The 26,041-nt window shown below is 46.1% G+C and carries 19 protein-coding genes, 13 tRNA genes, 1 riboswitch and 1 other annotated feature; of the genes, 6 read left to right on the forward strand and 26 right to left on the reverse strand.

The window, feature by feature from the left end:
• The 4 genes from ACTW1R_RS15035 to ACTW1R_RS15050 all read right to left on the reverse strand — a co-directional run bounded on the left by ACTW1R_RS15035 (position 1) and on the right by ACTW1R_RS15050 (position 6,640).
• Entirely contained in the window at positions 1-2,685 is a 2,685-nt protein-coding gene (locus ACTW1R_RS15035) for an AAA family ATPase (RefSeq protein ID WP_375826771.1), read from the reverse strand.
• Positions 2,682-3,872 carry a metallophosphoesterase family protein gene (locus ACTW1R_RS15040; protein WP_233619068.1) on the reverse strand — a complete coding sequence of 397 codons (1,191 nt, stop codon included), beginning with the start codon at positions 3,870-3,872 and terminating at the stop codon, positions 2,682-2,684. Before ACTW1R_RS15040 ends, ACTW1R_RS15035 begins: the two co-directional genes overlap by 4 nt.
• Before the next feature lie 193 nt (positions 3,873-4,065).
• Positions 4,066-4,407: a YlbF/YmcA family competence regulator gene (locus ACTW1R_RS15045; RefSeq protein ID WP_005227708.1), complete on the reverse strand. Its 342-nt coding sequence runs from the start codon at positions 4,405-4,407 to the stop codon at positions 4,066-4,068.
• Positions 4,408-4,477: 70 nt separating this feature from the next.
• The gene (locus ACTW1R_RS15050) at positions 4,478-6,640 is read right to left on the reverse strand and encodes a PBP1A family penicillin-binding protein (RefSeq protein ID WP_005227705.1); all 2,163 of its coding nucleotides are present in this window, start codon (positions 6,638-6,640) and stop codon (positions 4,478-4,480) included.
• Positions 6,641-6,831: 191 nt separating this feature from the next.
• On the opposite strand from ACTW1R_RS15050, the gene ACTW1R_RS15055 reads away from it, so the two are divergent.
• Complete coding sequence (locus tag ACTW1R_RS15055) at positions 6,832-7,686, forward strand: RluA family pseudouridine synthase (RefSeq protein WP_005227703.1); 855 nt, start codon at positions 6,832-6,834, stop codon at positions 7,684-7,686.
• Between the two features lie 94 nt (positions 7,687-7,780).
• On the opposite strand, the gene ACTW1R_RS15060 is transcribed toward ACTW1R_RS15055, so the two are convergent.
• The 3 genes from ACTW1R_RS15060 to ACTW1R_RS15070 all read right to left on the reverse strand — a co-directional run bounded on the left by ACTW1R_RS15060 (position 7,781) and on the right by ACTW1R_RS15070 (position 11,435).
• Positions 7,781-8,803 (reverse strand): M23 family metallopeptidase, encoded by a 1,023-nt coding sequence (locus ACTW1R_RS15060; protein WP_087628081.1) that lies wholly within the window; start codon positions 8,801-8,803, stop codon positions 7,781-7,783.
• A gap of 196 nt (positions 8,804-8,999) precedes the next feature.
• Positions 9,000-9,719 (reverse strand): pseudouridine synthase, encoded by a 720-nt coding sequence (locus ACTW1R_RS15065; RefSeq protein WP_087628082.1) that lies wholly within the window; start codon positions 9,717-9,719, stop codon positions 9,000-9,002.
• 69 nt (positions 9,720-9,788) lie between these two features.
• Complete coding sequence (locus ACTW1R_RS15070; protein ID WP_015510492.1) at positions 9,789-11,435, reverse strand: putative polysaccharide biosynthesis protein; 1,647 nt, start codon at positions 11,433-11,435, stop codon at positions 9,789-9,791.
• A gap of 199 nt (positions 11,436-11,634) precedes the next feature.
• Between ACTW1R_RS15070 and murE the strand changes: the two genes are divergently transcribed.
• The gene (gene murE, locus ACTW1R_RS15075) at positions 11,635-13,155 is read left to right on the forward strand and encodes a UDP-N-acetylmuramyl-tripeptide synthetase (RefSeq protein WP_081116952.1); all 1,521 of its coding nucleotides are present in this window, start codon (positions 11,635-11,637) and stop codon (positions 13,153-13,155) included.
• 71 nt (positions 13,156-13,226) lie between these two features.
• Here the strand turns inward: murE and ACTW1R_RS15080 are convergent, their stop codons facing one another.
• Complete coding sequence (locus ACTW1R_RS15080) at positions 13,227-13,526, reverse strand: DUF5960 family protein (protein ID WP_005227682.1); 300 nt, start codon at positions 13,524-13,526, stop codon at positions 13,227-13,229.
• 220 nt (positions 13,527-13,746) lie between these two features.
• Here ACTW1R_RS15080 and ACTW1R_RS15085 point away from each other — a divergent pair, with 220 nt between their 5' ends.
• The gene (locus ACTW1R_RS15085) at positions 13,747-13,977 is read left to right on the forward strand and encodes a hypothetical protein (RefSeq protein ID WP_005227680.1); all 231 of its coding nucleotides are present in this window, start codon (positions 13,747-13,749) and stop codon (positions 13,975-13,977) included.
• 105 nt (positions 13,978-14,082) lie between these two features.
• Here ACTW1R_RS15085 and leuS read toward each other — a convergent pair whose 3' ends face one another.
• Both leuS and ACTW1R_RS15095 read right to left on the reverse strand, forming a co-directional pair.
• Entirely contained in the window at positions 14,083-16,497 is a 2,415-nt protein-coding gene (leuS, locus tag ACTW1R_RS15090; RefSeq protein ID WP_087628083.1) for a leucine--tRNA ligase, read from the reverse strand.
• A gap of 87 nt (positions 16,498-16,584) precedes the next feature.
• Positions 16,585-16,804, reverse strand: a binding site (T-box leader).
• 42 nt (positions 16,805-16,846) lie between these two features.
• The gene (locus tag ACTW1R_RS15095) at positions 16,847-18,544 is read right to left on the reverse strand and encodes a LysM peptidoglycan-binding domain-containing protein (RefSeq protein WP_087628084.1); all 1,698 of its coding nucleotides are present in this window, start codon (positions 18,542-18,544) and stop codon (positions 16,847-16,849) included.
• A 300-nt stretch (positions 18,545-18,844) separates the two neighbouring features.
• Between ACTW1R_RS15095 and ACTW1R_RS15100 the strand changes: the two genes are divergently transcribed.
• Genes ACTW1R_RS15100 through mnmM form a run of 3 tightly spaced genes read left to right on the forward strand, consistent with a single transcriptional unit; the run spans position 18,845 to position 21,046 of the window.
• The gene (locus ACTW1R_RS15100; RefSeq protein WP_005227675.1) at positions 18,845-19,495 is read left to right on the forward strand and encodes a phosphatase PAP2 family protein; all 651 of its coding nucleotides are present in this window, start codon (positions 18,845-18,847) and stop codon (positions 19,493-19,495) included.
• Between the two features lie 14 nt (positions 19,496-19,509).
• Positions 19,510-20,493, forward strand: coding sequence for a tRNA modification radical SAM protein MnmL/YtqA (mnmL, locus tag ACTW1R_RS15105; protein ID WP_010749006.1), 984 nt, complete (start codon positions 19,510-19,512; stop codon positions 20,491-20,493).
• On the forward strand, positions 20,468-21,046 hold the full coding sequence (gene mnmM / locus ACTW1R_RS15110; RefSeq protein WP_034857576.1) for a tRNA 5-(aminomethyl)-2-thiouridylate-methyltransferase MnmM: 579 nt from the start codon (positions 20,468-20,470) through the stop codon (positions 21,044-21,046). The genes mnmL and mnmM overlap by 26 nt, the downstream gene beginning before the upstream one ends.
• A gap of 24 nt (positions 21,047-21,070) precedes the next feature.
• Here mnmM and ACTW1R_RS15115 read toward each other — a convergent pair whose 3' ends face one another.
• From ACTW1R_RS15115 to ACTW1R_RS15190, 16 genes are all read right to left on the reverse strand, one after another.
• Positions 21,071-21,850, reverse strand: coding sequence for an alpha/beta hydrolase (locus tag ACTW1R_RS15115; protein WP_005227672.1), 780 nt, complete (start codon positions 21,848-21,850; stop codon positions 21,071-21,073).
• Positions 21,851-21,872: 22 nt separating this feature from the next.
• Complete coding sequence (locus tag ACTW1R_RS15120; RefSeq protein ID WP_489927312.1) at positions 21,873-23,330, reverse strand: MDR family MFS transporter; 1,458 nt, start codon at positions 23,328-23,330, stop codon at positions 21,873-21,875.
• 66 nt (positions 23,331-23,396) lie between these two features.
• Entirely contained in the window at positions 23,397-24,581 is a 1,185-nt protein-coding gene (metK, locus tag ACTW1R_RS15125; RefSeq protein WP_005233362.1) for a methionine adenosyltransferase, read from the reverse strand.
• A riboswitch (SMK box riboswitch) is annotated at positions 24,579-24,660 on the reverse strand. It overlaps the preceding gene by 3 nt.
• 91 nt (positions 24,661-24,751) lie before the next feature.
• A tRNA-Glu gene (locus tag ACTW1R_RS15130) sits at positions 24,752-24,823 on the reverse strand.
• A 15-nt stretch (positions 24,824-24,838) separates the two neighbouring features.
• Positions 24,839-24,912: transfer RNA gene (locus tag ACTW1R_RS15135), tRNA-Ile, on the reverse strand.
• Positions 24,913-24,928: 16 nt separating this feature from the next.
• Positions 24,929-24,999, reverse strand: a tRNA-Gly gene (locus tag ACTW1R_RS15140).
• A 7-nt stretch (positions 25,000-25,006) separates the two neighbouring features.
• A tRNA-Phe gene (locus tag ACTW1R_RS15145) sits at positions 25,007-25,079 on the reverse strand.
• An 8-nt stretch (positions 25,080-25,087) separates the two neighbouring features.
• A tRNA-Asp gene (locus tag ACTW1R_RS15150) sits at positions 25,088-25,161 on the reverse strand.
• 39 nt (positions 25,162-25,200) lie between these two features.
• Positions 25,201-25,274: transfer RNA gene (locus ACTW1R_RS15155), tRNA-Met, on the reverse strand.
• A gap of 66 nt (positions 25,275-25,340) precedes the next feature.
• Positions 25,341-25,430 (reverse strand) — tRNA-Ser (locus tag ACTW1R_RS15160).
• Between the two features lie 12 nt (positions 25,431-25,442).
• Positions 25,443-25,514 (reverse strand) — tRNA-Glu (locus ACTW1R_RS15165).
• Positions 25,515-25,523: 9 nt separating this feature from the next.
• A tRNA-Ser gene (locus tag ACTW1R_RS15170) sits at positions 25,524-25,611 on the reverse strand.
• Positions 25,612-25,632: 21 nt separating this feature from the next.
• Positions 25,633-25,706: transfer RNA gene (locus ACTW1R_RS15175), tRNA-Ile, on the reverse strand.
• Between the two features lie 17 nt (positions 25,707-25,723).
• A tRNA-Gly gene (locus ACTW1R_RS15180) sits at positions 25,724-25,794 on the reverse strand.
• A 1-nt stretch (position 25,795) separates the two neighbouring features.
• Positions 25,796-25,872 (reverse strand) — tRNA-Asp (locus ACTW1R_RS15185).
• Positions 25,873-25,910: 38 nt separating this feature from the next.
• Positions 25,911-25,984 (reverse strand) — tRNA-Met (locus tag ACTW1R_RS15190).
• Positions 25,985-26,041: the final 57 nt, after the last annotated feature.

Genomic DNA, 26,041 nt, shown 5'->3' on the forward strand with positions numbered 1-26,041 from the left:
TCAGCCAAATCTTTCACTTCCTTTACTCAGATCCTGGATAGGCTGCTGGTACTTCTGATAATAGCTTACCATTTCTTGGTCAGAAGACAAACAAATTACTTGATAACTTTGTCCAAACTCTTTTAATAGTGCTGCGAAGCGTTCCTTACGAACACTGTCATAATGCAACCAACCATCATCAATAATGATCGGGCACAACGGATGATTTTTTTGCAGCGCTAGATAACCGAAACGTAACGCCATGATCAACTGATCCTTCGTTCCTGTGGACAAGTCAATGATCGAAAAGGTCTCGCTGGCATTTGCCGCTACTAACAGACCATTTTCCAGAAGAATCTTTTGATAACGTCCGTTTGAAAGCTGTTCAAAATAAGTCGAAGCGGCTGACAATAGCTGCGGCAATTGCTGTTCTGACAATTCAGTCGTGACATCCGTCAAAATTGAAGCCGCCAACTGACGACTGCCCCATGCCACAGCGAGTTCTTCAATGACCGCCTTCAGCTCACTTTCTTCTTGATAAAGCTGATTCAAGGTGCCGTTTTTTTGACTGGCTGCTGCTTCTAATTCCAAGCGTTGTTTGTGCTCCGTCAACTGCTGCATTTGTGCCTGAAGCTGTGTTTGCTGCTGCTTGATCTGGTCTTTTTGCTGCAGCAATTCTGCTTGTGTGACTGGTTTGGGATAGATCGGTGTTAACATCCCCGCCAATTCTTCTGCTCGCTGCTGCGTGCGCTGCGCTGCTTCCCATTGCTTCAACCAGAGGCTGATTTCTGCAGGGTGATCTAACCCTTGCTGCTGCAAGAGCGCACTGGCTTGGGCAAACAGCTGGTCGCGTTCGTTGCGGGTACGGGTCAATTGTTGGGCCAATAACGTGCTAGGTTGTTGCAACCGCGAAAGCTTGATCGTTTGCATCTCTTCATGAAACTTCTGCAACATCGCCGCTTTTTCTAACAAGGTTTTGTTTTGCAGCGGCAGCCACTCCGCATACGGGCGGAATTGCTCCTCAAAGGGGGCCAATTCTTCCGTGACCGCTTGCCGTTCTTGATAGGCTTGCTTGCGCTGCTGCGAGTAGGCTTGATAGCTAGCAACATCTTCATCATAGGCGAATAGATACGACTGCCAGTTTTCCACCGGCAAATCACCAAAAAAGGGTGTCAACGCTTGGTGGGCACGGCTGATCTGCTGTTGCTTTTGCTGCTGTTCATTTTCCAGCTGTGCCAACTCTTCGCCCAGTAGATCCAACTGCATGAGGACCGTCTGCCATTCTTGCTTGATGCCTTGCTGCTTGTTTGGTGCTGCTTTCATCAGCGGCAAAATACTGCCGATGATCGCTGCGATCCCCGCGATCCCCGCACCTAATGCAAGCCAGCGCCAGGGACTTGGCAAAAAGATACCGATCACTGCGACTAGCCCACCGACGATCCCTAGCGGCCATAGTGGGCGAGAAACGGGCTTGCGGCCAATCAATTGAGGATGCTGCTGTTCTAAGCGGGCCACGGTGGCTTGCAAAGGTTGCGCTTTTTCTTCTAAATGCCTCATGCGCTTTTCGAGCTCTTCTAACTGCACACGTTCTTGCAGTAAACGTGTGGTTTGTTCATGGATCGAAGCCGTTACTAGCGGCGGCGATTCTCTGCTCCACTGGCGCTTTTCAATCAAGCGATTCAACTCTGTGATGGCGACAGTTTCTTGTTGATTGGCTGCTGCTTCACGATCTGCCAAACGCGCCATCGTCACTTGCTGCTGCAGCAAGTGATTGATCTGATGCTCGTGATCAAGGTAAAAGAAATACTTGTCTGATTCTTTTCCTTGCTCCAACTGATCTAATTCGGCTTCTTTTTTGCGAATTTCTTCCGTCAGCTGCTGATACTGCTGATAAAACTGTTTGATGGCTTGGACTTGCTGAGGATCGGCTAGCGTATCTGCTGGTGCCATTTGCTGCCACTCTTCATAAAAGCCCCAGTGACTCAGCTGTTGCTGATTTTCCTGATAAGCGTCATTCAATGCTTGATACTGGTGCCGCAAGTCTTGGATCTGTTCTTGCAGCTGGGCGATCTGTTGATACTGCTGTTGGATGCGGCTTTCTTCGCTTTCTTTTTCCGCAATCGTTTTTTGCAGTTTTTCTAATTGTTTTAACGCTTGGTTCAAAGGCAGCTTTTGCCCTCGTGGCTTGTATTGCTGCTGATTGATGGTTTCATATTGCGCCACTTGCTGCAGCATTTTTTGACTGCCGCTGATCCCTAGAGAAATCAACGCTTGGTGCAGCTCATTTTCTTCTAGCTTATCGATCTGGGTCAATTGCTCTTGCTGAAAAGTAAAGACATCGAAGAACAATGCTCGATTGAGGGGCTGCAGGTGTTGTGCCAGCCATTGCTCATCGACCGTCTGGCCAGCGACATGGACTTTGGCACGACCACGGTCCACTTGCCGATAGCGTTCCACGATCACTTCGCCGAAGGGTTCCAGCGCCAACCATAACTTGCCACCGTAAGCAGCACCGTTTTTGGGGGTATAGTCTTTTTTCTTGGCTGTCTTTTTCGGAAAGCCAAACAAGATGGCGGCAATAAATTGATACAACGTCGATTTTCCGATCTCGTTGTGCCCAAAGAGCAGCTGATTTTGCGGATGAAAGGCAAAGCTTTGTTCATGGTATTTCCCAAAACCGGTAATCTCTGCTTTTAAAATTCTCATGACTGCTCCTCCCATTGAAAGTCGTCTTTCAACAATTGCTTGGCTTGCTGCAAGACTTCTTCTTGAAATGATTCATGGGTGATCCCCCGCTGGATCAGTGGATGCTGCAATAGATCCGACAATCGGTCCGCAAACATCTCTGGCGACTCATACATCGCTAAAAACTGCAGCATATAATCTTCTGATACCGCCAATGCGATCTTGTCTTCATTGGCTTGCTCGACTTCAAGGGCATAGATCACTTGCAGCGGCTCTGTTTGTGCCAACCGTTCATTGAGGTAGGTCAGCCATTCATTTTTTTCCGCAGCTGGAAACCAATCTGGCGGCAGCTGCTGCACATCGGTCAACACCAGATGCAGCAAGCGCGAACGAGGGCTTTTTAAGCGCTCGATGATCGCTGGCAATACGGCATTCGAGGCAGTCACATCCGCTAAGGAGACCACTTGCTTTTGCCAAGCGATCTCTGCGATCTCCAAGCGCTCGATCGTTGGTCCCTGCGGTGATAAGTCTGCCAAAATCACCCCAGTCGCCTGTTCTTTCTTGGTCTTTCCTTGAGGTGTGCCGGGATAGAGAATCGGTGGCTGCTCTGAGAGCGTCTTAGGTACATGGATGTGCCCCAAGCCCCAATAATCATAGCCTTTTTGCTTCATTTCACTGATTGAAAAGGGGGCATACCGTTCACCAGCTTGGTCCCCGTGGTAAAGCCCAATATGGTAATCCACCGCTGCTCTTGCAGGAAATTCTGTTACTTTATTTTCAGTGATCCAAGGATGTTGGTAGCTAAATCCACTGATTGCATAGGTTTCACCGTTTTTCGTTGTTCCTTGAACCGTTTGAACTTCTTCTGATGAAAAGAGAATGACATTTTCTGGAAAAGCAAACCAATACCGTTGCGGATCATAATAATCATGGTTGCCGAAAATCATATAGACAGGGATCTGTGCTTCCCCTAGTCGTTGCAGTTGGGCAAAAAAGTCATGCTGCACTTTTAGACTCGGCCGTGCTTGATGGAATGTATCCCCAGCCAGCAAAACAAAATCGACCGCTTTTTCTAAGGCAACATCCACCAAATTACGGATGATTTTTTGATTGATGGCAGGGAGTTGGGTCTTCACTTTTTCAGATAACAAATGAACCCCTTCAAATGACCGGTCGATATGCAGGTCTGCACTATGTAAAAATCGCATTTCTTTCTCCCTCCTTAATGCTTCTATCATAACATTTCTCAGGCATTTCGTCAGCAAAATACGAAAATTTGTTCGCCTTTTTCATAAAAAAAACCAAAGAAGCGATTTTGAAACTTCTTTGGAAAAGGCTCTTGCAGTTGCAGCCGATTGCTCTGAAGATTCACTTGCTTCTTTGGTCTTTGTTGGTTGGCGATTACGCTTCGTATAGATCTCTTACAGGACCCATGATGATGCGGTTCAAGTCATTAGCTACTAAGCTGAAGGCTTGCTCTTTTTGCATCAAGTCAGAAACAATGCCGTCTTGTTGAATTTTTTGCGATAATTCTTGGGCTTTTTGCGCTTCTTCTTCTGTCATTTCTTCGCCAGCCATCATTTTTTGTTGCAGGCTTTGTTGCAACTCTTGAAACTCTTTGAATAACGCATACGCTTCTTCATTTGCTTTCAAGCGGTCGAAAGAACCTTTCAAATCTTGAAACTGTTCTGACTCGCGTAATTCACGTTCTAATTGGTTTGCTGTATCATAAATATTTGCCATTTTGACGCCTCCTCTTTTTTTCTAGTATACCATTCTTCTCAGGTTCTAGACTAGCAGTTGCCTAATTCCTTTAATTTCCGCTGATGGAATTCCACAAGCCGCCAAACAGTTCTTTCGTTCCTTCTTTGATCTTGCTGCCGAATTCCTTCATACCTTCTTTGGCGCTTTCGGCAAAGTCATCGATGGTTTTCTGCCAATCATTGCCATTTTGTGACGTACTGCTCTCAGGATCTGGTACTTCATCGGCTGCCATCAATTTTCCACCTGTCCAATAAGCGTCTGCAACTTGGAATTGGGTGCCTTGACTATAAGGCAGTAAGCTTTCGGCCTCTGCTTTGAATATTTTCCCAACGACTTGTCCGCTAGTTCCCGTTAAGTAATGATCTTCACTCACATGTTCAAATCCTAGCCAGGTTGAAAGAACCATATCAGGGGTATAGCCGACGATCCATTGGTCATTGACCTTAGAAGCATCAAAGTTGGTCTCTGTCGTACCCGTCTTACCGGCGATCGTAAAGCCGTATGGACTGGCACTAACACCCGTCCCGTTAGAAAAGGTGCCGAGCATCATGCTCGTCATTTTATCAGCGGTCTCTTTAGAAATCACCCGTTTGCCTTGCACAGACGTATTGTCAACGATCACGGCACCAGTTGAATCAACGATTTTGGTGATCAAATGCGGTTTGTAGTAATACCCGCCATTTGCGAAAACGCCATACGCTGCTGCCATCGTCATGGGTGATTCCCCTTTTTCCAAACCACCTAATGCTAAGCCATAATATTTGTCGGATTCGGTCAAGGAAAGTCCAAACTCTTGTGCTTTGCTGTACCCACGATCTAAGCCGATCTCATGCAACAGCCAAACTGCTGGCAGATTCAGGCTTTGGGCGAGGGCTTGATACATGACTGCTTCGCCAGCATAGGTCCCATCAAAGTTTTGAGCATCATAAAAATCGAGGGGCTCGTCTTTCAGGATGCTATCGGGTTCAAACCCAGCTTCTAGGGCAGGGGCGAAGACGCTGATCGGTTTGATCGTGGAGCCTGGTGAACGTTTCATTTGCGTGGCAAAATTAAAGCCTCTAAAGACGTGCTCGCCACGACGACCCACCACCGCTTGCACCCCACCGGTATTCGGATCAAGTGCGACAGAGCCTGATTGCACCATCGTACCATCAGCGGCATTTTCAGGGAACAAGGCATCGTTTTTATAGGCAGCTTCCATTTGCGCTTGGTAGTTTTGATCCAGTGCTGTATAGATCTTGTAGCCGCGATTCATGACATCATCGGCGTCCAACCCATAGGATTCGGCTTCATCGATGACCGCATCGAAATAATAAGGATACTTATAGCCAGATTCTGAATTGCCAAATCCATCATACAGTAAATTAGCTAAGGCAACTTGTGATTCTTGGTCAGCAACGGACTGGTCCAACTTGCCGTTATCCACCATCAAACTCAAGACGGTATCGCGACGGTTCGTGGCGTTTTCCAGATTGTCGATCGGGTTATAGATCGAAGGACCTTTGAGCATCCCCACCAACGTCGCAGCTTCTCCCACGCTTAGTTCAGAAGCATTGACACCGAAATATTTTAGCGAGGCATCTTGAATGCCCCAAACCCCGTTACCAAAATAGGAACTGTTCAAATACATTTCCAAAATCTCATCTTTAGAATATTTCTTCTCGATCTCGATCGCTAAGAAAAGCTCCTTGGCTTTTCGACTAAAGGTTTGATCCAAGGACAGATAGGCATTTTTGGCAAGCTGCTGGGTGATGGTACTTCCCCCACCGCCTTCGGCACTGCGGTTGACCAGCATGCGCAGGGCTGCTCGAGCGATCCCCTTGATATCAAACCCGTGGTGATTATAGAAGTTGCGGTCTTCGGTTGAGATCAAGGCGTTGACCACATCACTGGAAATGGCATCAAGAGAAACGTACGTGCCTTTTTGCGAGTACAACTGCCCTGCTTCATCGCCATTGGCATCAAAAATCACCGTCGATTCTTTCAGACCTGACTCTAATTCACTGACTTTCGTATTTTTGGCGATATAAAACAAATACCCGCTCATGATTAAGATAGCAACTAAACTAAGTAAAATAAAAATTTTATTTACGTGGTATTTTTTCCAAACCCGCTTGCGCCATTGATGAAATTGCTGCAAATACGGTTTTAACCAGCGCCAAAAGGTCAGCCAACCGGTCTTTATTTTGTGAAGGATGTGTTTCCAATCCATTACTTCACGCTCCTTTGGTTAAGTGTAGCATAAATGACTTTCTTTGTTATACGGCTCTAGACGTAATTTCATTCGAAAAGAATGCTTTATTATTCTAGCATTGAATGCTCTGTTTTTTATTGTTTTTTTTATAAGAAAAGCTTAAAGATGCTATAATAGTCGGTAGCGAACAGCAAAGAAAGGACGTTTTTATGGAATACACCATGACTTTACCCGAAAATCACCCGCCCATGCCGCTTCGCGATTTGTTGGAACGGGAGTGGCTCGTCCCACGAAAAGTGCGCCATTTTCTGCGCACACGGAAAAATGTTACCGTCAATCAGCAGCCCGCGATGTTTCATCAAGAAGTTCGTGGCGGCGATCAAATCACTTTGATCATTGAAGACAGTGATTACAGCTATCAGCCGATCCAGTTAGGCCAAGCAGACAAAGTCGACGTACTTTTTGAAGATGAGCACTTATTGGTGCTGAACAAGCCTGCGGGGGTCAAGACGCACCCCAATCAGCCATTAGAAGCAGATACCCTATTGAATGATGCAGCTGCTTACCTTGCGCCGAAACAGCAGCAGCCTTATGTGGTCCATCGTCTAGACAAAGAAACCAGCGGTGTCGTTTTATTCGCAAAAAATCCTTTGGTGTTGCCGATCTTGGGTCGAATGTTGGAAAACAAACAGATTTTCCGCCGCTATCAAGCCACAGTTTGGGGCAAACTTACGCAAGATCAAACGATCGCCAAAAAAATCGGTCGTGACCGTCACGATCGTCGCAAGCGGATCATTGACCCCCGCAACGGTCAGTCAGCCGTCACCCATGTAACCATCGCCCACACCCAACAAAAGACGACCGATGTGTATTGTGTGTTAGATACGGGGAGGACGCACCAAATTCGCGTCCACCTTGCCAGTATCGGTCATCCAGTCGTCGGTGACCCGCTTTACCAAAACAAACCAGCGCCGCGTTTGCTGCTGCATGGCTATGAATTGCATCTGGAGCATCCCTTTACCAAAGAACAGTTAGTGATCATTGCTCAACCGGGCTTGTGGTAAACAAAAAAAGCATGACGACTTGAGGAACCCCTCTTGTCAGTCATGCTTTTTGGTTTCAGATGTTTTTTTCAATGTTTCTACTCGATGCTTTGGCTTATAGCGGTAAGTAAGCTGCTGGATCAACGAAATCTGACCACAACGTCTTACTCAATCCAAAGTGCAAATGGACGCCAGTCGAGTTTCCAGTCGTCCCCATCGTACCGACTTGCTCGCCAACTGCAACGGTTGCCCCCTTCGAGACACTGATAGCTGTTAAGTGAAAATAATACGAGTAAAAGCCGTTATCATGAGCCAAAATCACGTAATTCCCCGTACTTGGACCATAACCAGCATCTTCTACCTGACCATCCCGAGCGGCGACGATCTTCTCCCCCGCTTGACCTGTAAAGTCGATCCCGTCATGCTGTGTCCCAGAAAAACCAGTTGGGTCAGCTCGAGTACCAAAACCGCTGGAGATCGACACGGCGCCCGTGATTGGCAGTGAAAATTCACTGGCTGCTGCTTTCTCTGCTGCTTCTTTGGCTTTTTGTTTTGCTTCTTCAGCGGCTTTTGCTTCTTTGTCCACTTTTTCTTGCAAGTCTTGTACTTGCGCTTGCGTTTGCTGCAGCTGCTCTTGTTGGCTCTGCAATTCTTCTTTTGCTGTTGCTAGTTGTTCTTTACTATGTACTAATTGGGCTTGCGTCAAGGTTTGGTACGAAGTGATTCGTTGCTGTTGGGCTTCTTTTTCCGCCAATTGTTGGTTCACTTCCCTTAAAGCCGCTTGTTGTTCACTAAACTTGCGTAGTTGTTGGATCGTGGCTTGTGGTCCGTCGACTACCAGGCTGCTTGGCGCTTGGCTTTCTTGATGCTGGGCTTTTTGGTCATTCAGAGCAGCGATCTGCGTTTGAACTTCCTGGCTTTCTTGTGCTAATTGGGTTAATTCTTCCTGATAATCCGCTAATTGACTTTCCAGCGCTGTGACTTTCTGTTGGCTAGTGGTGACTTCCTCTTCATACGTTGCAAGTTCTGCAGTCAAAACCGTCAGTTCCTCGGTGCTCTTCGTTTCAGCAGCATAACTGACAGCTGGCTGGAAAAGCGGCAACGTAAGGGCAAGCAATAAAAAAATCTTTTTCTTCAATGAGGCAACTCCTTCTTTTTTTTAGTAGCTTGGCTACTTTAACATGCTTATTCATGAAAAAAAAGAGGGTTTTTCCAACAGTTTAAAGTCTATTGTTGCAAATTTTCATGTAAATTACCTATAAAACGGGCTTTTTTTACAAATATTGCAGCCGAATAACAACTTTTATAAGAATTTCTTTAGCTCGCCAATCGTCTTATCCTCGCTCTTGCAGCTTCGCCAATTCCTCAGACGTTAATTCCCGATACTCGCCTAATGCCAAATCATCTGGCAAGGACAGCCCGCCCATGCGAATCCGTTTCAAATAAACGACTTCTTTTCCTACTGCATGGACCATCCGTTTGACTTGATGAAACTTGCCTTCATGGAGGATCAGTTTGATCTCGCTGCGCATTTCGTCTTCATAGACGTTGAGGATCTGCAGCTCAGCCGGCAAAGTCCACTCGCCGTCTAATTTGATGCCTTTGGCAAAGATTTTTTGATCCTCCGCTGTCATGATTCCCTCGACTTGGGCATAATATTCTTTTTCCACATGCTTTTTAGGCGACAATAATTGATGCGCCAATCCGCCATCGTTCGTAATCAGCAAAAAGCCTTCGGTGTCTTTATCCAACCGTCCTACTGGAAACAGATCTTCGCGAAATGCTTCTTCGGAAAACAAATCTAAGACCGTCTCTTCATAGGAATCGACAGTTGCCGAAATCACGCCGGCGGGTTTATTCAGCAAATAATAAAACTGGCTTTGATAGGCGATGGGTTCCCCCTCAAAACAAACGGTATCTTGTGTTTCTTGTACTTGTGCTTTGTCACTTTTGATGACTTGTCCATTGACGGTCACGAGCCCTTTTTTGATCAACTGTTTCACTTCTTTGCGGGAGCCATAGCCCATATCCGCTAAAAACTTGTCTAAACGCATCGGTTTCTTCCTTTCATATAAAACAGCCGCCAAGGTCTCACAAAGGAGGCTCAGCGGCTGCTTCTGGTTTTATTTGATGTGTAATTTCTGGCGTAAACGAACCATTGATGAGCCGAGTAGTTTTTCAGCTAAACGCAATTTCAGCGCAATGTAGATGTATACACTGCCGCCGACTCCTGCTACTAGCAAGCTCAAGATAAAGGCTTGGACTTTTCTTTCAGAGCTCAAGACAAGCCCAAAGAGTTGGCGAGCGATCAACGCTGCGATCACCATAATGATCGTCATCGCGCCAATCAATAATGTCCGTCGCAACGTCAAGTTTACATTGAAATGGCCTTTGCGAATCATTTTGCGAATATTCAGCCAGCAGACGATCCCTAAGGCAATCGTGGTAGAAACCAATGGACCGTAGACTTGGAACAAACGAATCGCTGGATACTGCAAGATCACTTTCACCAGTAACCCTACAAAGAAGAAAACAACCGCTTCTTTGTTGTGGTACATCCCTTGCAGCATACTCGAACTAAGCATAAACAAGCCCAAGACCAGACCAGAAAGACAGGCAGCGACTAAGACGCTCGCCCCTAACGCATCTGGACGATAAAACAAGGTGTATAGAGGATAAGACAGTACGATCATCCCAAAAGTCGCTGGAAACATTACAAAGGAATACAATTGCAAGTTGTTGCTGATCAATTTGGCTAAGTTCTTTTTGTCTTTTTTGGCGACTGCTTCACTGATCAAAGGCAGTCCCGTTGAAGCCATGGAAGTAGCTAATCCGATAACCACCATCGTCAGCTTATCAGGGTTGCTGCCGAAAATCGCCATTAGTTCTAAGAGCTGATCATTTGAAAATTCGGTAAAACTGCTCATCATTCGAACAAAGGTGTACTGATCCACCAATTTTAAAATCGTGATCCCTGAGCCTACGATAATAAAAGGGATCGCTTCTTTGATGGTCGCTAAAACCAATTCTTTGGTTTGCAGCACCGTTTCTTCTTTGCTCATATCGACTAAAACATCCATCCGCACCCGCTGCTTTTGGAAGTAATAGCCTAATACCAAAATGCTGGCTAAGACACCGATAAAGGCGGCAAAGGTCGATTGCGTCACGGCTGCCGTGTATTCGCCTTCGATGACCCGCATAATGATGAAGGTCGCTAAAAGCATATAACAGACACGAGCGATTTGTTCAACGACTTGCGAGATCGCAAAAGGTTTCATGTCTTGGTTTCCTTGGAAATACCCTCGCATGACACTCATACAAGGAAAAACCAATAAAGCAATACTCAATGAGCGCATCGCAGGAATCAATTCTGCGCCTCCGCCTGAAGCCGTTGCCAACCATGGGGCTGCCAAATACATGATTCCAGCGGTCACCACGCCAAAGCCTGCCATCAATTGAAACGCTCGTAAAAAGAGCTTCTGACTCGTGCGGTATTCTTGGCGAGAATTGTAAAAAGAAATCTGTTTGGCAATTGCTGAAGGGATCCCCGCAGTGGAGATCATTAAAAATAAGGCGTAAACATTATAGCCCATTCCAAACAACGCATTTGCTTTATCCGCATTTGCGCCCATCCAATAATACCAGGGTAAAATGTAAATAGCGCCAAGCAAGCGTGAGCCGATATTTCCCATCGTCATCCAAGCAGATCCTTGAGCCATTTTTTCTTGTGTAGTTAATTCTTTTGACACTGAACGCATGTGTTTATCCATCGCCATTATCTCCAACTTTCTACAAACATATCCCTTCCATTTTAATTCGAAAAAGGGTTGGTCGCAATCTATTTTTGCAACATCTTAAAGTTTCTTCAAAATAAGGAGAAAAAAAAGAAAACTTTTCCCTCCCAAACGGCGGTTTTTAGGAGTTATGCTATAATAAGAGAAATCTTTAGAGGAATGAAGGAGAACAACGATGCAAAAGGAACTCATTACCGTGCCACAGATCCGCAAGCTCTTATTGCAGGAAAACCTATTGAAAGAAATCATCACCCCCACTGATTGGGTTTATACCGTGCCGCAAGAAATGACTGATCTTGCCTTTACCTCATTAAGCTACGACTCGCGAACAGCCGATGCGGCGACGCTTTTTTTCTGTAAAGGGGCTTCTTTTAAAGAAAGCTACCTGGCTGCCGCCATTGACCAAGGGATTCAGTGCTACATTTCAGAAACGCCCTATGACAACTTTGCAACTTATGGAATCATCGTCACCGACATTCGAGAAACGATGGCAGTGATCGCTCAAGCGTTTTATGGCCATCCTCAAGAACAGCTGGTGACCATCGGCATCACGGGAACAAAAGGCAAAACCAGCTGCGCCTATTTTGCTCGGGCGATTTTAGCAGAATCGACGGGTCAAAAAGTAGCATTCTTTTCATCTGAGGAAAACTCAGTCGATGGAAAAACCTTTAATGAAGCAGTGTTGACGACCCCCGAAACACTGGATCTTTATAAGATGATGGCCGAGGCTGTCGCAAACGGCATGACCCATCTTGTGATGGAGGTTTCTTCCCAAGCCTATAAAACCAAACGGGTCGCCGGTATTACCTTTGATATTGGCGCGTTCTTAAATATTTCGCCTGATCACATTGGACCAGTGGAACATCCAACTTATGACGATTACCTTTACTGCAAACGGGAACTGATCCGCAACAGCAAACAGATGATTTTGAATCGCCAAAGTGATCACTACCATTTGCTGCGAGAAACTTGTGAAGTCCATCAAGTTCCTTATATCACCTACGGACGTTCAGACGCCGATTATGTCGTCCAAGAAGGGACGGATCTAAAAGGCTTTGCGCTGTCAGCTGCTTCTGATGTGTTGCAAGTCTCTGGGGAATATCAACTGGGGATCTTAGGTTCTTTCAACCATGAGAATGCTGCAGCTGCGATTTTAGCTGCCTGCTTAGCGGGTGCCTCTCGTGAAGACGCTCAGAAAGTCCTGCCGACAGTGATCATCCCTGGACGAATGATCGTTTTAGAAAAAGAAAATGGCGCAGTCATGATCGTTGACTATGCCCACAATTACCTTAGCTTCCAATCATTAAGTGAACTTGCCCGCCAATTGCGCCCAGAAGGCCGCCTGCTTTTTGTCACTGGCAGTGCTGGCGGCAAAGCCCAATCTCGCCGAGCAGATATGGGACGAGCGCTAGGAGAATATGCGGACAAAGTCTACCTGACCAGCGATGATCCTGATTTTGAAGAAGCAGCTGCGATCGCAAAAGAAATCGCAGCTGCGATCACCAATCCTGAAGTTGCCATCATTCATGAGATGGATCGGGCTCAAGCCGTCAAATCGGCGATTGCTGAAGCAGACAGTAAGGATATCGTGATTATTGCGGGCAAAGGCGCCGAACAATACTTGAAAGTCGCTGGAAAAAAAGTCCCTTACATCGGTGACTTGACCTTAGCGCAGCAGCAAGCCAAACACCAATAGCAACAAGTTGCCTCAACAAAAAAACTTTCAGATGATTTAACAGATCATCTGAAAGCTTTTTTTCTGCGTGACTAAGGTTGTTCGTCTTCGTAAGTCTCATAGACATAGGGTGCGCCATCATAACGGAATTCTGTTGAAATGGCGGCGTCAAGGTCTTCGGTAAACATTCGTTTGCTGAAAGGAAACAAAAAGACTTGCCCTTCTTTGGCATCTTCGGCTGCTAAACGATAAAACAGCTCTTCTTCTGTTAATTGTTGATTCAACTGTTCTAAGACATCGGCAGTGACTGCCTCTTCCTCATAGCCAGGTTTGGCAATCCGTGCATAATCTTCAAAAAAAGCCGACTGGCCTTCAAATGATTGATACTCCATGTAAGTCCCCTCTTTCTTTTCTCTTACTTTATTATACGAGAGTCCGCGAGGATCAGCGAATAATATGATCGGTCTACAGGGGAATTTTTACTCTTCTGGTGCTTAAATATGTCAGAAACATTTCAAGTGTATTACGAATCAATTATTTGACAAAATCAGATTGAACACGCATCCAAATTTTGTATAATGATACATAGAGACTATAAAAGGGGCAAATGTAATGAACAACGCAAAGAAAAAAATTTTCGTCGGTACTGGTGCTGCAATTGGTTTTGTCGCAATCGTTGCTATGATGGCTCAGTTCATGATTTCCAATCATCTATTTGGCGGAAGTGATGCTTCATCAGAAATTTTCACTCGCGCTACGTATCCAAACGGCTTTCTACTAGTGATCTTGATTCCATTGGTCGCAACAGCCGCTTTGTTCTATGGGATCATTCGCAAAAAATAACAAAAAAGTGTTGCTGAGAACTACTCAGTAACACTTTTTTTCTTTGTCGTCACCAAAAAGCTGCCTAACAGACCCTCGATCTGCTAGGCAGCTATTTTTTAGCGTTTAGTTTGCAACGATATTGACCAATTTGTTCGGTACGACGATCACTTTACGGATCGTTTTTCCTTGGAGCTGTTCTTGGACAAGTTCGTTTTCTTGCGCCAATTGTTCAAGCACTGCTTTTTCGGCATCCGCTGGCACCATTGCTTTGGCGCGAACTTTGCCGTTGACTTGAAAGACGACTTCGATCTCGTCTTCCACTAGGGCACTTTCGTCATAGGTTGGCCATGGCACATAAGAGATCCCTTGGTCATTCCCGAGGATCGACCATAGCTCTTCCCCGATATGCGGTGCGATCGGAGCCAATAGCTGCACAAATCCTTCGACATATTCGTAAGGCAAGGCATCGGCTTTGTACGCTTCATTGACAAAGACCATCAATTGGGAAATCGCCGTATTGAAGTGCAGCTGCTCAAAATCTTCCGTCACTTTCTTAACGGTTTGATGGTAAACTTTCGACAATTTGCCATCGTTGAATGTCGTGATGCGGTCACGCATTTTGCCATTTTCATCGACGATCAAGCGCCACACACGATCCAAGAATTTACGACTGCCTTCAAGACCATTCTCATTCCAAGCGATCGATGCATCCAATGGTCCCATAAACATTTCATATAGACGCAAAGTATCCGCACCGTATTGATTGATGACATCATCTGGATTGACGACGTTGCCGCGGGATTTTGACATTTTTTCATTGTTTTCCCCAAGGATCATCCCTTGGTTGAACAATTTTTCAAATGGTTCTTTCGTTGGCACGACACCGATATCATACAAGAATTTATGCCAGAAGCGAGCATAAAGCAAGTGCAAGACAGCGTGCTCTGCGCCACCGATATAAATATCGACTGGCATCCAGCGTTTCAATTTGTCGTAGTCTGCCAAAACAGACTTATTATGAGGATCGATAAAGCGCAAGAAATACCATGAACTTCCAGCCCATTGCGGCATCGTATTGGTTTCACGACGTCCTTTTTTTCCAGTTTCAGGGTCGGTGACATTGACCCAATCTGTGACATTGGCTAATGGCGATTCACCAGTACCGCTTGGTTTGATATTGTCGGTTTTTGGCAAACGCAACGGCAGCTGATCTTCAGGAAGCGTCGTAGTCGTCCCATCTTCCCAATGGATGATTGGGATTGGCTCTCCCCAATACCGTTGGCGAGAGAACAACCAATCGCGAAGACGATAGCTGACTTCTTTTTTCCCAACGTGGTTTTCTTCCAACCATGCGACCATTTTTTCGATGGCTGTCTCTTTGTCTAGCCCATCCAAAAAGTCTGAATTGATATGCAGTCCATCTTCGGTATAGGCAGATTCTTCCACGTTGCCCCCTGCCAATACAGGAATGATCTCTAAGCCAAATGTTTTGGCAAATTCGTGGTCACGTTCGTCATGGGCAGGAACCGCCATGATCGCACCTGTTCCATAAGAAGCCAAAACATAATCGGCGATCCAAATCGGGATTTCTTTACCATTCACGGGATTGATGGCATAGGCACCTGTGAAGACACCAGTTTTTTCTTTGGCCAAATCTGTTCGGTTCAAATCAGATTTTTTCGACGCTTCTTCTACATAGGCATCAATGGCTGCTTTTTGTTCTGGTGTAGTGATTTGGGCCACTAGCTCATGTTCTGGTGCCAATACGGCGTAGGTCGCACCAAACAAGGTATCTGGGCGAGTCGTAAAGACGGTAAAGTCTTTTTCCATCCCTGCCACTTTAAACGTAACGTTGGCTCCGACCGAACGTCCGATCCAATTGCGTTGCATTTCTTTGATGCTTTCTGGCCAATCAACTTCTTCTAAATCGTCCAACAAACGATCAGCATACGCTGTGATTTTCAGCATCCATTGGCGCATCGGTTTGCGGATCACATCGTAGCCGCCCCGTTCGCTTTTGCCGTCAATGACTTCTTCATTGGCGATCACGGTCCCAAGCTCTGGTACCCAGTTTACTGGAACTTCGGCTTCATAAGCTAACCCTTTTTCATAAAGCTTGGTAAAGATCCATTGCGTCCACTTGTAGTACTCGGGATCTGTCGTATTGATTTCACGATTCCAGTCATAGCTGAATCCTAGCGCATTGATTTGACGGCGGAAGGTCTCAATATTTTTCTTCGTGAATTCCGCTGGATCATTTCCAGTGTCTAGTGCATATTGTTCGGCAGGCAGACCAAAGGCATCCCAGCCCATTGGGTGCAGTACATTGTACCCTTGGCTGCGTTTGAAGCGGCTCAAGATATCCGTAGCTGTATAGCCTTCTGGATGTCCGACATGTAATCCTTGTCCAGATGGATATGGGAACATATCTAGCGCATAAAATTTTGGTTTGTCCGGCTCATCATGGGTGTTGAATTCATTTTTCTTTGCCCAATATTTTTGCCATTTTTTTTCGATTTCTTTGTGATTGTAATTCACGATGGACTCCTCCTAAAAAATTGGTGTTTTGCTCGTCAAATCAACCAGCAAAACTTAAAAAAAGTCCTATAAAAATCGCTATGATTTTTATAGGACGTTATCAACGTGGTACCACCTAAGTTTATCTGCTCCTCAAAAAAGCAGACCTCGATGTTTTAACGGCCATCGCCGTATCTGCCTAGCCAAATCAGGTTCAGTCAGATATCACTCGAAGACGAGTTCGAAAGGTGTGCTGTGCATTTCCACCAACCATGCACTCTCTAAAAGTCCCACCGTACTTCTACTATTCCTTCTCAAACGTGAAAGTTTCTTTGCACTTATCCTAACAAAAATCATTAGGAATAGCAATCTATTTTACCCTAACTGTTTGTCCTGGGTAAATAAAGTTATTTTGAATATTGTTCCATTGGATAAATTGATCCGTCGTGATGCCGAACTTATCTGCGATCCCCCAAACAGAATCCCCCGATGCGACCTTGTACGTACCATTTGTCGCTGAAGTGCTGGTAGTAGCTGCCGTGCCGCCTTGCTTGACGACCACCTTTTGTCCTGGATAGATAAAATCATTTTTGATGTTGTTCCAGCTGCGGAATTGGTCCATCGAAATCCCGTGTTTATTGGCAACTGACCAGACTGAATCACCAGAAGCCACCGTATAGGTGTTGCCTGCAGCACTGCTGCTGGTTTGGCTGCTGACGGTCGTGCTCGTCGTTGTACTTGTACGGGTAGAACTACCGCTGACAACCACCTTTTGACCTGGATAAACATAGTCGTTTTTAATATTGTTCAAGCTACGGAACTGATCCATCGAGATGCCATGCTTGTTAGCGATCGACCAGACTGAATCGCCAGCTGCTACCGTGTAGGTGCCGCCACTGCTTTGGCTAGCCGTTGATGCCGTGCTGACGGTCGTAGTACTGCTGGTATTCGTAGACGAACCACCGCTAACGACAACTTTTTGACCTGGATAGACAAAATCATTTTTGATGTTGTTCAAACTGCGAAATTGATCCATCGAAATGCCATGCTTATTGGCGATCGACCAAACGGAATCGCCAGAAACTACGGTGTAGGTATTGCCTGATGTAGTTGCTGAAGCATTGCGATTGACGATCGATACCGTTGAAGTTGCCGAAGTACTTTGGGCGCTGCCGTTGACTTTCAAGGTTTGTCCTGGATAAACAAAATCGTTTTTGATATTGTTCAAACTGCGCAGCTGATCCATGGAGATGCCATGTTTGTTGGCGATCGACCAGACTGAGTCGCCCGAAGCGACTGTATAGGTTTGACTGCCGCTCGTGCTGACAGCTGATGTCGTGGTCGTCATACTCGTTGAAGCACTGGCTGTGGCGCCACCACCGGCATTGCCAGAAGCTGGCGTGTCATATTTCGTCAACCCAAATTGCTGGATCACGGCATTCAGTGAAGAGGCATAGTTTGGTGCAGTCGCATAACGGCCTGCTAGCCATGCGGTTGCATCAAGATATGAAGTCGTATTGCTTTTCCAAGCGCCAGAATAATACGCGACACCGCTTTGTAAAGAAGTTGAGCGTAAAGTACGTGCGTTATCTTCAAATGATTGCGTGTAAGATGGGTAACGCTTAAAGGGTTCATTCATAGTCAACCATTGGTTGTTCAAATATTCTAAGGTACTCATATAAACGGTTTGACCGTTATAGCTGCCTTTGATTCCGAAAAGATTGTAATTCGGTGCTTTTGATAAGCTGCTTCGGCCCCAACCACTTTCTAAAATGGCTTGCGCTATCATCACAGAAGCATATAGATCGTTGGCGTTTGCCACAGGTTGGGCGTACGTAGCGATTTCAGCAATAAACGCGGAAGTATTCGGCGCGGCAAAATTGCTAGTAGAAACTTGGGCAATCGAGGTCTCTACGGCTTCTGCTTGAACCGATGACACCAATGGAGCTACAACAGAGCAAGCAGTCAGTGTTGTTCCTAAAACAACTGCACTTTTTTTGATCACTCGATACTTATCGCCCGATTGGTCTGCTTGACGATGTACTTTTCTTGATTGACTCGTGTTCATGTCCGTTATTCCTCCGTTTTTTCCTTATAGTGAACGTAGGTTTAGTATACAATTTCTTAAGAATTTATAAAAGGTATTTGAGCCGATTTCAGAAACTGTAAACTCTTTGTAATCAAACGAACATTTATTGCAATGAAGCAATTGGCCTGCTCCCGATAAACGTATCGCTTGCTCAGACGAGTAACCCCTTGCTCGTTCCCTGCTTTTTCCGACTTGTGATAAATGCTATAATACCTTCTAGATGTCTCTTTGACTTAATGACAATAATTGACAGAAATTCTCTAGAAACGAGGCTTATCCATGCATAAAAAACTTTATTTTCAATTTGCGGGCAGTTGCTTTTTACTGCTGTTCGTTTTTCTCGGCTATGTCGTGAAATTTTACCCTACTTGGTTGGTCTCCTTTGACGAAACCTTGACTCGCATCATCCGCAGCGGCTACCCGTTTTGGACACCGTTTTTTCTATGGGTCACAAAATTTGCGAATCCTACCACGATCATCTTGCTCTTTCTCGCTGTTTTAGCTGTCTTAGTGATCAACAAGTATTATGCTGAAGCTATATGGCTCAGTATTGGTACCATCGGGATTGCTGGGCTCTTTAATCCATTGATCAAACTGGTCTTTTTACGGGAGCGCCCAACTCTTGAACACTTAGTCACGGAATCAAGTTTCAGTTTCCCCAGTGGACACTCGACGGGCAGTATGATTTTTTATGGAACCTTGCTCTTCTTGGTCCCAGTTTTCTTCAAGCAGCCTTTTTGGCAATGGGGCATTCGCCTTTTGCTGGGCCTTTTGATTGGCTGCATCGGCATCAGCCGTATTTATGTTGGTGTGCATTTCCCCAGTGATGTGTTAGGCGGTTTTTGTGTTGGCCTGTCTTGGCTGCTGTTGACCTATCCGTACTACTTGCAAAAACGCTTTGTCTGGCGCTTCACGCGTAAACAATTATAAAAGAAGGTAAAAAAATGAATCCATTTCCTTATGCAGAAGATAAAAACAAACGATACCATTCGTGGAACTTTGCTTTGCGGCAAGAATTTGGCGAAAAAATCTTTAAAGTCCCCATCGATGCGGGCTTCGACTGCCCCAATCGTGACGGCACCGTTGCCAAAGGCGGCTGTACATTTTGCAGTGTGTCCGGTTCTGGCGATATGATCGTAGCTCCTGAAGCCCCACTGCCAGAGCAGTTTGAAAAAGAGATCGCCATGATGCACAAAAAGTGGCCACAAGTGGACAAATACATTGTCTATTTTCAAAATTTTACGAACACCCACGCACCGGTGGCAGTGATCCGCGAGCGCTTCGAGCAAGTGCTGACACTACCTGGTGTTGTCGGGATCTCCATTGGGACCCGACCAGACTGCTTACCAGAAGATGTCGTTGACTATCTAGCAGAGCTCAATCAACGCTTTTATTTATGGGTCGAATTAGGACTGCAAACGACGTTTGAAACCACGAGCAATGCCATCAACCGCGCCCATGATTATCAAACTTACTTAGACGGCGTCGCCAGCCTGCGCAAACACAATATTCGTGTCTGTACCCATTTGATCAATGGCCTGCCAGGCGAGACGATCGAGATGATGCAAGAAAATGTCCGCCGCACCATTCAAGATTCTGATATCCAAGGCATCAAACTGCACCTGCTGCATTTGATGCGCAATACTCGGATGCTGCGGGATTATCATGAAGGACGTTTGCAATTGATGCGGCGCGATACCTATGTGTCATTGATCTGCGATCAGTTAGAAATGATCCCCCCAGAGATCATCATTCATCGCTTGACAGGCGATGCACCATGGGATTCTCTGGTAGGTCCAATGTGGAGTTTGAAAAAATGGGAAGTCTTGAATGAGATCGATCAAGAAATGCTGCGCCGCAACTCCTATCAAGGAAAATTCAACGTGCGAAAGGAGCCTGTCAATGCTGCCGACCGCCATGCGCTATAGCCACACCCTTTTAAAAGAAGTTCTGCAACCGGGACAAACCGCCGTTGATGCCACGATGGGCAACGGCTTCGACACGGAATTACTGGCTTCCTTAGTTGGCCCAACTGGTCAGGTGTTTGCGTTTGATATTCAAGAACAAGCCCTGCAAGCTACCAAAAAGCGGTTGGCTGAAAAAGAGCTGTTGGCGCAAGTCCAGCTGATCCATCAAGGCCATGAGACGTTGGCAGATGTTGTGAGTGGTCCGGTTCACGCCGCCATTTTCAATTTAGGCTACTTGCCGAAAGGGGACAAAGCGATCATCACGCTGCCTGATACAACGAAAACGGCTTTAGAAGCTTTACTGACACGTTTAGCCCCGAAAGGTAGAATCATCCTCGTCTGCTATTATGGACACGCTGGCGGCGAAGCAGAGCTGAAAGAAGTACACTCCTTTTGTCAGCAGCTGCCGCAAGAGGCATTCAATGTCCTTTCCTATCAATTTATCAATCAGCGCAACCAACCGCCGATCTTATTTTGTATCGAACGAAAAAACCATCAGTCCTCGGCACGTTAAGGTGTCGATCGACTGATGGTTTTTTTATTCACTAAAAAGCCATTGCAGGACTCGTTGGATCCATTGATCCCAGAAATTCCAATCATGATCCCCAGTTCCCGATTCAAACGTTACGGCTAGTTTGCGTTTTTGCAGCTTATCCACCGCATATTCACTTGCCGGATACAGCTGATCCTCGGTTCCGCAGCTAATAAAAAAGCGCGGCGCTGTGCTTGGATCGATGGTCTCAATCAGATGGATCAAATCATTTTCTGACCCTTTGAATTGCTCTAATGGTCCAAAAATTCCTTCCCAATAAGCTTGGCTTCGCAGCTGCAGCAAGGAATCCATGCTTTCAGCCAGCGCTAATGCCCCAGACAAAGACGCTACCGCCGCAAACTGGTCAGGCTTTCTCAGCCCGAGTTTTACTGCCCCGTAGCCCCCCATCGAAAGCCCAGCCGCAAAAGTTTTTTCTCGTTTTTGCGTCAGCTGAGGAAACAGCTCATGGCAAATCTGTGGTAATTCTTCGGCGATAAAAGTCCAATACTTCATCTCATAGGTCGTATCGGTATACCACCCCAGATCAGTAGACGGCATGATGACCGCTAGTTGATACTCTGCGGCATACCGCTCGATCGACGTCCGTCGCTGCCAGACACTATGATTTCCGTTCATCCCATGCAATAAATAAAGCACCGGGAGATCTGTGCCCGTCGATTGGCTTTGCGTGCCGATTTTTTTCTTGGTACTTTGAGGCAAGATCACATCGATCATTACCTCCATTTCAAGAACATTTGAATAGATATTTGCTTGTAAAAAAGCCATACAATCACCTGCGATCCTTTTTTTATATTGTACCAGATTCTCGCGAAATCGTGCAGGTCAAACCAATCGCTAGCACAATAAGTAAAACACCGATCCCAAAAACCCAGTGTAGACCGCTATAAAGAATCTCCCGTAATTGCCCTAATAATGCGGTTGGCAGCTGGCGCGCAGCGGCTGGATCTACTAGCTGATTCATGACACTGCTATCATTGACTTGTGCCTGTGCTAAGTCTACGCTATTACTGGTGTTTAAAACGATACCGAAGACCGCTACCATGATGGTTTGCCCGATCGTTCGCAACAGGGTATTGAAAGAAGTCGCCACGCCGACTTGTGTGGGGCCAACGCTGGTTTGGGCAGTAACCGTACAAACCACCATCGTTGCCCCTAACCCGACGCCAGTAATAGAAGAAATGACCAAGAACAACCAGAATGACGTCTGTGCTGGTGTCAAAAACAGCCACAAAGCACCGGTAGCCGTGATCAACAAGCTAACCGTCAAGACCCAGCTGACACTGTGCTGTGTCAACCAACGGCTGGCTAAGAAGGAACCAATCATCCATAAAATCGACAACGGTGCCAACACAAGCCCGCCAATCCCCGCACTCATGCCTAAGACTCCTTGCATCCACATTGGGATATAAACATCGATCCCCATCAAGAAGCCGCTAGCCAAAGCTGCTACGATATTGACCACCACAAATAATTTTGAGTGAAACAGCTTCAGATCAATAATCGGATCTGCTGCTTTTTTCTCCACCCGAACGAAGCCGATGAACATAAGGACAGAAAAAACGAACAGACTGAGGACAGGCAGACTCACACCATAATCTCCCAGCAACTGGAAGCCTAGCAGGAGCCCTACTAGTGTCAACATCAACAAGAGACTGCCTGCATAATCAATGTTGACTGCAGCAAAGGCCTTTTTTTCTTCATGAAAATAAAACCAAATCAAGGCAATCAGCCCTAATCCAATGGGTACGTTGATAAAAAAGATCCAATGCCACCCGATCGTATCTACGATCAAGCCACCGGCTAAGGGACCAACGACACTGGCGATCCCCCAAGCCGTACTATTGAGCCCTAAGACTTTCGCCCGCTTTTCAACGGGATACAGGTCCGCAATGATCGTTAGGGCAACGGGCATCATGGCACCTGCGCCTAATCCTTGCAACGCTCTGGCAATGATCAACGTCAACATCGTGTTGGCCATCCCACAAAACGCCGACCCGATAATAAACAGCAAAGTCCCAAATAAAAAGACTGGTTTGCGGCCGATATTATCGGCAAACTTGCCGTAGATCGGGGTCAACATCGCACTGGTCAAAAGATAGATCGAGAAGACCCAGTTCATGATCTCGATCCCTTTCAGTGAACTAACGATGGTAGGCATCGCTGTCGTAATGATCGTTCCTTCGATTGCGGTCATAAACGTTGCGACAAAAACCGCAATGGTGACTAATTTTACATTGGTTCGCATATAACTCCTCCTTTTACTCCAAAAAAAAGAACCTCTATTGATAGTCATCAATAGAGGTCGCCTCTTTTAATCCTTCACACTTGCCAAAAGTGCCGCCACCTTGTCGGTGCGTTCCCATGGCAAATCGATATCTGTACGACCGAAATGTCCGTAAGCGGCAGTCTGACGATAAATCGGACGGCGCAAATCTAACATTTCAATAATTCCTGCTGGTCGCAAATCAAAGTTTTCCCGTACCGCTTGGATCAAGCGCTCGTTGCTGACGGTTCCTGTGCCAAAAGTGTTGATGCTGATCGAAACGGGCTGTGCCACACCGATCGCATAGGCTAATTGTACTTCCACTTTTTTGGCTAGCTTTGCTGCTACGATGTTTTTGGCAATGTAGCGAGCCGCATAGCTGGCTGAACGGTCAACTTTGGTTGCATCTTTTCCAGAAAACGCACCGCCGCCATGACGTGCATAGCCGCCATAAGTATCAACGATGATTTTTCTGCCAGTCAAACCGGCATCCCCTTGAGGACCGCCGATCACAAAACGACCAGTAGGATTGATATAATATTTTGTCTGCTCGTCTAAAAGATCGGCAGGGATCACTTCTTTGATCACTTTTTCGATGACATCACGGTGGATCGTTTCATTATCAGCCGCATCATCATGCTGGGTACTAATAACGACGGTGTCCACTCTTTGTGGTTGATCGTTATCATCATATTCAACGGTTACTTGTGATTTTGCATCTGGACGCAAATAGCTTAGTTCGTTGTTTTTCCGCAACTCTGCTAAGCGACGTACCAGCCGATGGCTCAACGCGATCGGTAAAGGCATCAATTCAGGTGTTTCATCAACGGCAAAACCAAACATCAAGCCTTGGTCGCCGGCACCGATATCTTCTTTATCCGTTTCTCCACGACTTTCTAAAGCATCGTCAACGCCTTGAGCGATATCTGGTGATTGCTCATCGATCGCTACCAAAACAGCAACCGTATCGCCGTCAAAGCCGAATTTTGCTCGTGTATAGCCGATTTCTTTGATGGTTTCTCGGACGACTTTTTGAATATCTACATAAGCAGAAGTAGAAATTTCTCCAAAGACTAAAACCAATCCGGTAGTAACTGACGTTTCGCAAGCGACCCGTGCCATTGGATCTTCGGCAAGCAACGCATCTAAGATGGCATCACTGATTTGGTCGGCTACTTTGTCTGGGTGTCCTTCTGAAACGGACTCTGATGTAAATAAGTGTTTCTCTGTCATTTTTGTATTCCCCCTAATATATGTTTCGGTTACAAGGCATCTTCGCAGCTGCGAATCCTTTCGGGAACTTGCAACGGACTGATTATAACAAATTTTGACTGCTCATGCTTGAAAAAATGATAAAAAGATCATTTTTGGGCAATAAAAAAACACTCTCAAGAGTGTTTGCATGATCCGTACGGGATTCGAACCCGTGTTACCGCCGTGAAAGGGCGGTGTCTTAACCGCTTGACCAACGGACCAGTTTAAAAATGTAATGGGCCTAAATGGACTCGAACCATCGACCTCACGCTTATCAGGCGTGCGCTCTAACCAGCTGAGCTATAGGCCCCAAATAAAAAATGCAAAGCGGGTGACGAGAATCGAACTCGCGACAACAGCTTGGAAGGCTGTAGTTTTACCACTAAACTACACCCGCATTCCTATGGCGCGGGACAGAATCGAACTGCCGACACATGGAGCTTCAATCCATTGCTCTACCAACTGAGCTACCGAGCCAAAAACAACGGTCTGGACGGGACTCGAACCCGCGACCTCCTGCGTGACAGGCAGGCATTCTAACCAACTGAACTACCAAACCAGAAGCTTTGTATTGCTGCTTTGCCGTTAAACAAAGCAATTGCGGGAGCAGGATTTGAACCTACGACCTTCGGGTTATGAGCCCGACGAGCTACCAGACTGCTCCATCCCGCGATAAGTAATTACTTTACAGTAATTAAAGGACTGTGATTCTTTTGCTCGCAACAAAAGAGACAGTTAAGGAGGATAAGGGATTCGAACCCTTGCACGGTTTTACCCGCCTGACGGTTTTCAAGACCGTTCCCTTCAGCCGGACTTGGGTAATCCTCCAAAAGTAAAAAATGATCCGTACGGGATTCGAACCCGTGTTACCGCCGTGAAAGGGCGGTGTCTTAACCACTTGACCAACGGACCAATAAAAAACGGAGAAGGAGGGATTTGAACCCTCGCGCCGGTTTCCCGACCTACACCCTTAGCAGGGGCGCCTCTTCAGCCACTTGAGTACTTCCCCAAATGTATGACTACATTTTGATGGGCCTAAATGGACTCGAACCATCGACCTCACGCTTATCAGGCGTGCGCTCTAACCAGCTGAGCTATAGGCCCCAAAAAATAAAAGCTAAAGCGGGTGACGAGAATCGAACTCGCGACAACAGCTTGGAAGGCTGTGGTTTTACCACTAAACTACACCCGCATGGCGGTCTGGACGGGACTCGAACCCGCGACCTCCTGCGTGACAGGCAGGCATTCTAACCAACTGAACTACCAAACCATATTTAGCTTTTATTGCGCTTTTGAAAACAAAAGCAATTGCGGGAGCAGGATTTGAACCTACGACCTTCGGGTTATGAGCCCGACGAGCTACCAGACTGCTCCATCCCGCGATAAGTAATTACTTTACAGTAATTAAAAGACTGTGATTCTTTTGCTCGCAACAAAAG

The sequence above is a fragment of the Enterococcus sp. R12 genome, assembly GCF_058135755.1.

Coding starts and splice junctions, on each gene's coding strand:
- ACTW1R_RS15035 (WP_375826771.1), bottom strand. CDS start 2,685: ATGAGAATTTTAAAAGCAGAGATTACCGGTTTTGGGAAATACCATGAA.
- ACTW1R_RS15040 (WP_233619068.1), bottom strand. CDS start 3,872: ATGCGATTTTTACATAGTGCAGACCTGCATATCGACCGGTCATTTGAA.
- ACTW1R_RS15045 (WP_005227708.1), bottom strand. CDS start 4,407: ATGGCAAATATTTATGATACAGCAAACCAATTAGAACGTGAATTACGC.
- ACTW1R_RS15050 (WP_005227705.1), bottom strand. CDS start 6,640: ATGGATTGGAAACACATCCTTCACAAAATAAAGACCGGTTGGCTGACC.
- ACTW1R_RS15055 (WP_005227703.1), top strand. CDS start 6,832: ATGGAATACACCATGACTTTACCCGAAAATCACCCGCCCATGCCGCTT.
- ACTW1R_RS15065 (WP_087628082.1), bottom strand. CDS start 9,719: ATGCGTTTAGACAAGTTTTTAGCGGATATGGGCTATGGCTCCCGCAAA.
- ACTW1R_RS15070 (WP_015510492.1), bottom strand. CDS start 11,435: ATGGATAAACACATGCGTTCAGTGTCAAAAGAATTAACTACACAAGAA.
- murE (WP_081116952.1), top strand. CDS start 11,635: ATGCAAAAGGAACTCATTACCGTGCCACAGATCCGCAAGCTCTTATTG.
- ACTW1R_RS15080 (WP_005227682.1), bottom strand. CDS start 13,526: ATGGAGTATCAATCATTTGAAGGCCAGTCGGCTTTTTTTGAAGATTAT.
- ACTW1R_RS15085 (WP_005227680.1), top strand. CDS start 13,747: ATGAACAACGCAAAGAAAAAAATTTTCGTCGGTACTGGTGCTGCAATT.
- ACTW1R_RS15095 (WP_087628084.1), bottom strand. CDS start 18,544: ATGAACACGAGTCAATCAAGAAAAGTACATCGTCAAGCAGACCAATCG.
- ACTW1R_RS15100 (WP_005227675.1), top strand. CDS start 18,845: ATGCATAAAAAACTTTATTTTCAATTTGCGGGCAGTTGCTTTTTACTG.
- mnmL (WP_010749006.1), top strand. CDS start 19,510: ATGAATCCATTTCCTTATGCAGAAGATAAAAACAAACGATACCATTCG.
- mnmM (WP_034857576.1), top strand. CDS start 20,468: ATGCTGCCGACCGCCATGCGCTATAGCCACACCCTTTTAAAAGAAGTT.
- ACTW1R_RS15115 (WP_005227672.1), bottom strand. CDS start 21,850: ATGGCTTTTTTACAAGCAAATATCTATTCAAATGTTCTTGAAATGGAG.
- ACTW1R_RS15120 (WP_489927312.1), bottom strand. CDS start 23,330: ATGCGAACCAATGTAAAATTAGTCACCATTGCGGTTTTTGTCGCAACG.
- metK (WP_005233362.1), bottom strand. CDS start 24,581: ATGACAGAGAAACACTTATTTACATCAGAGTCCGTTTCAGAAGGACAC.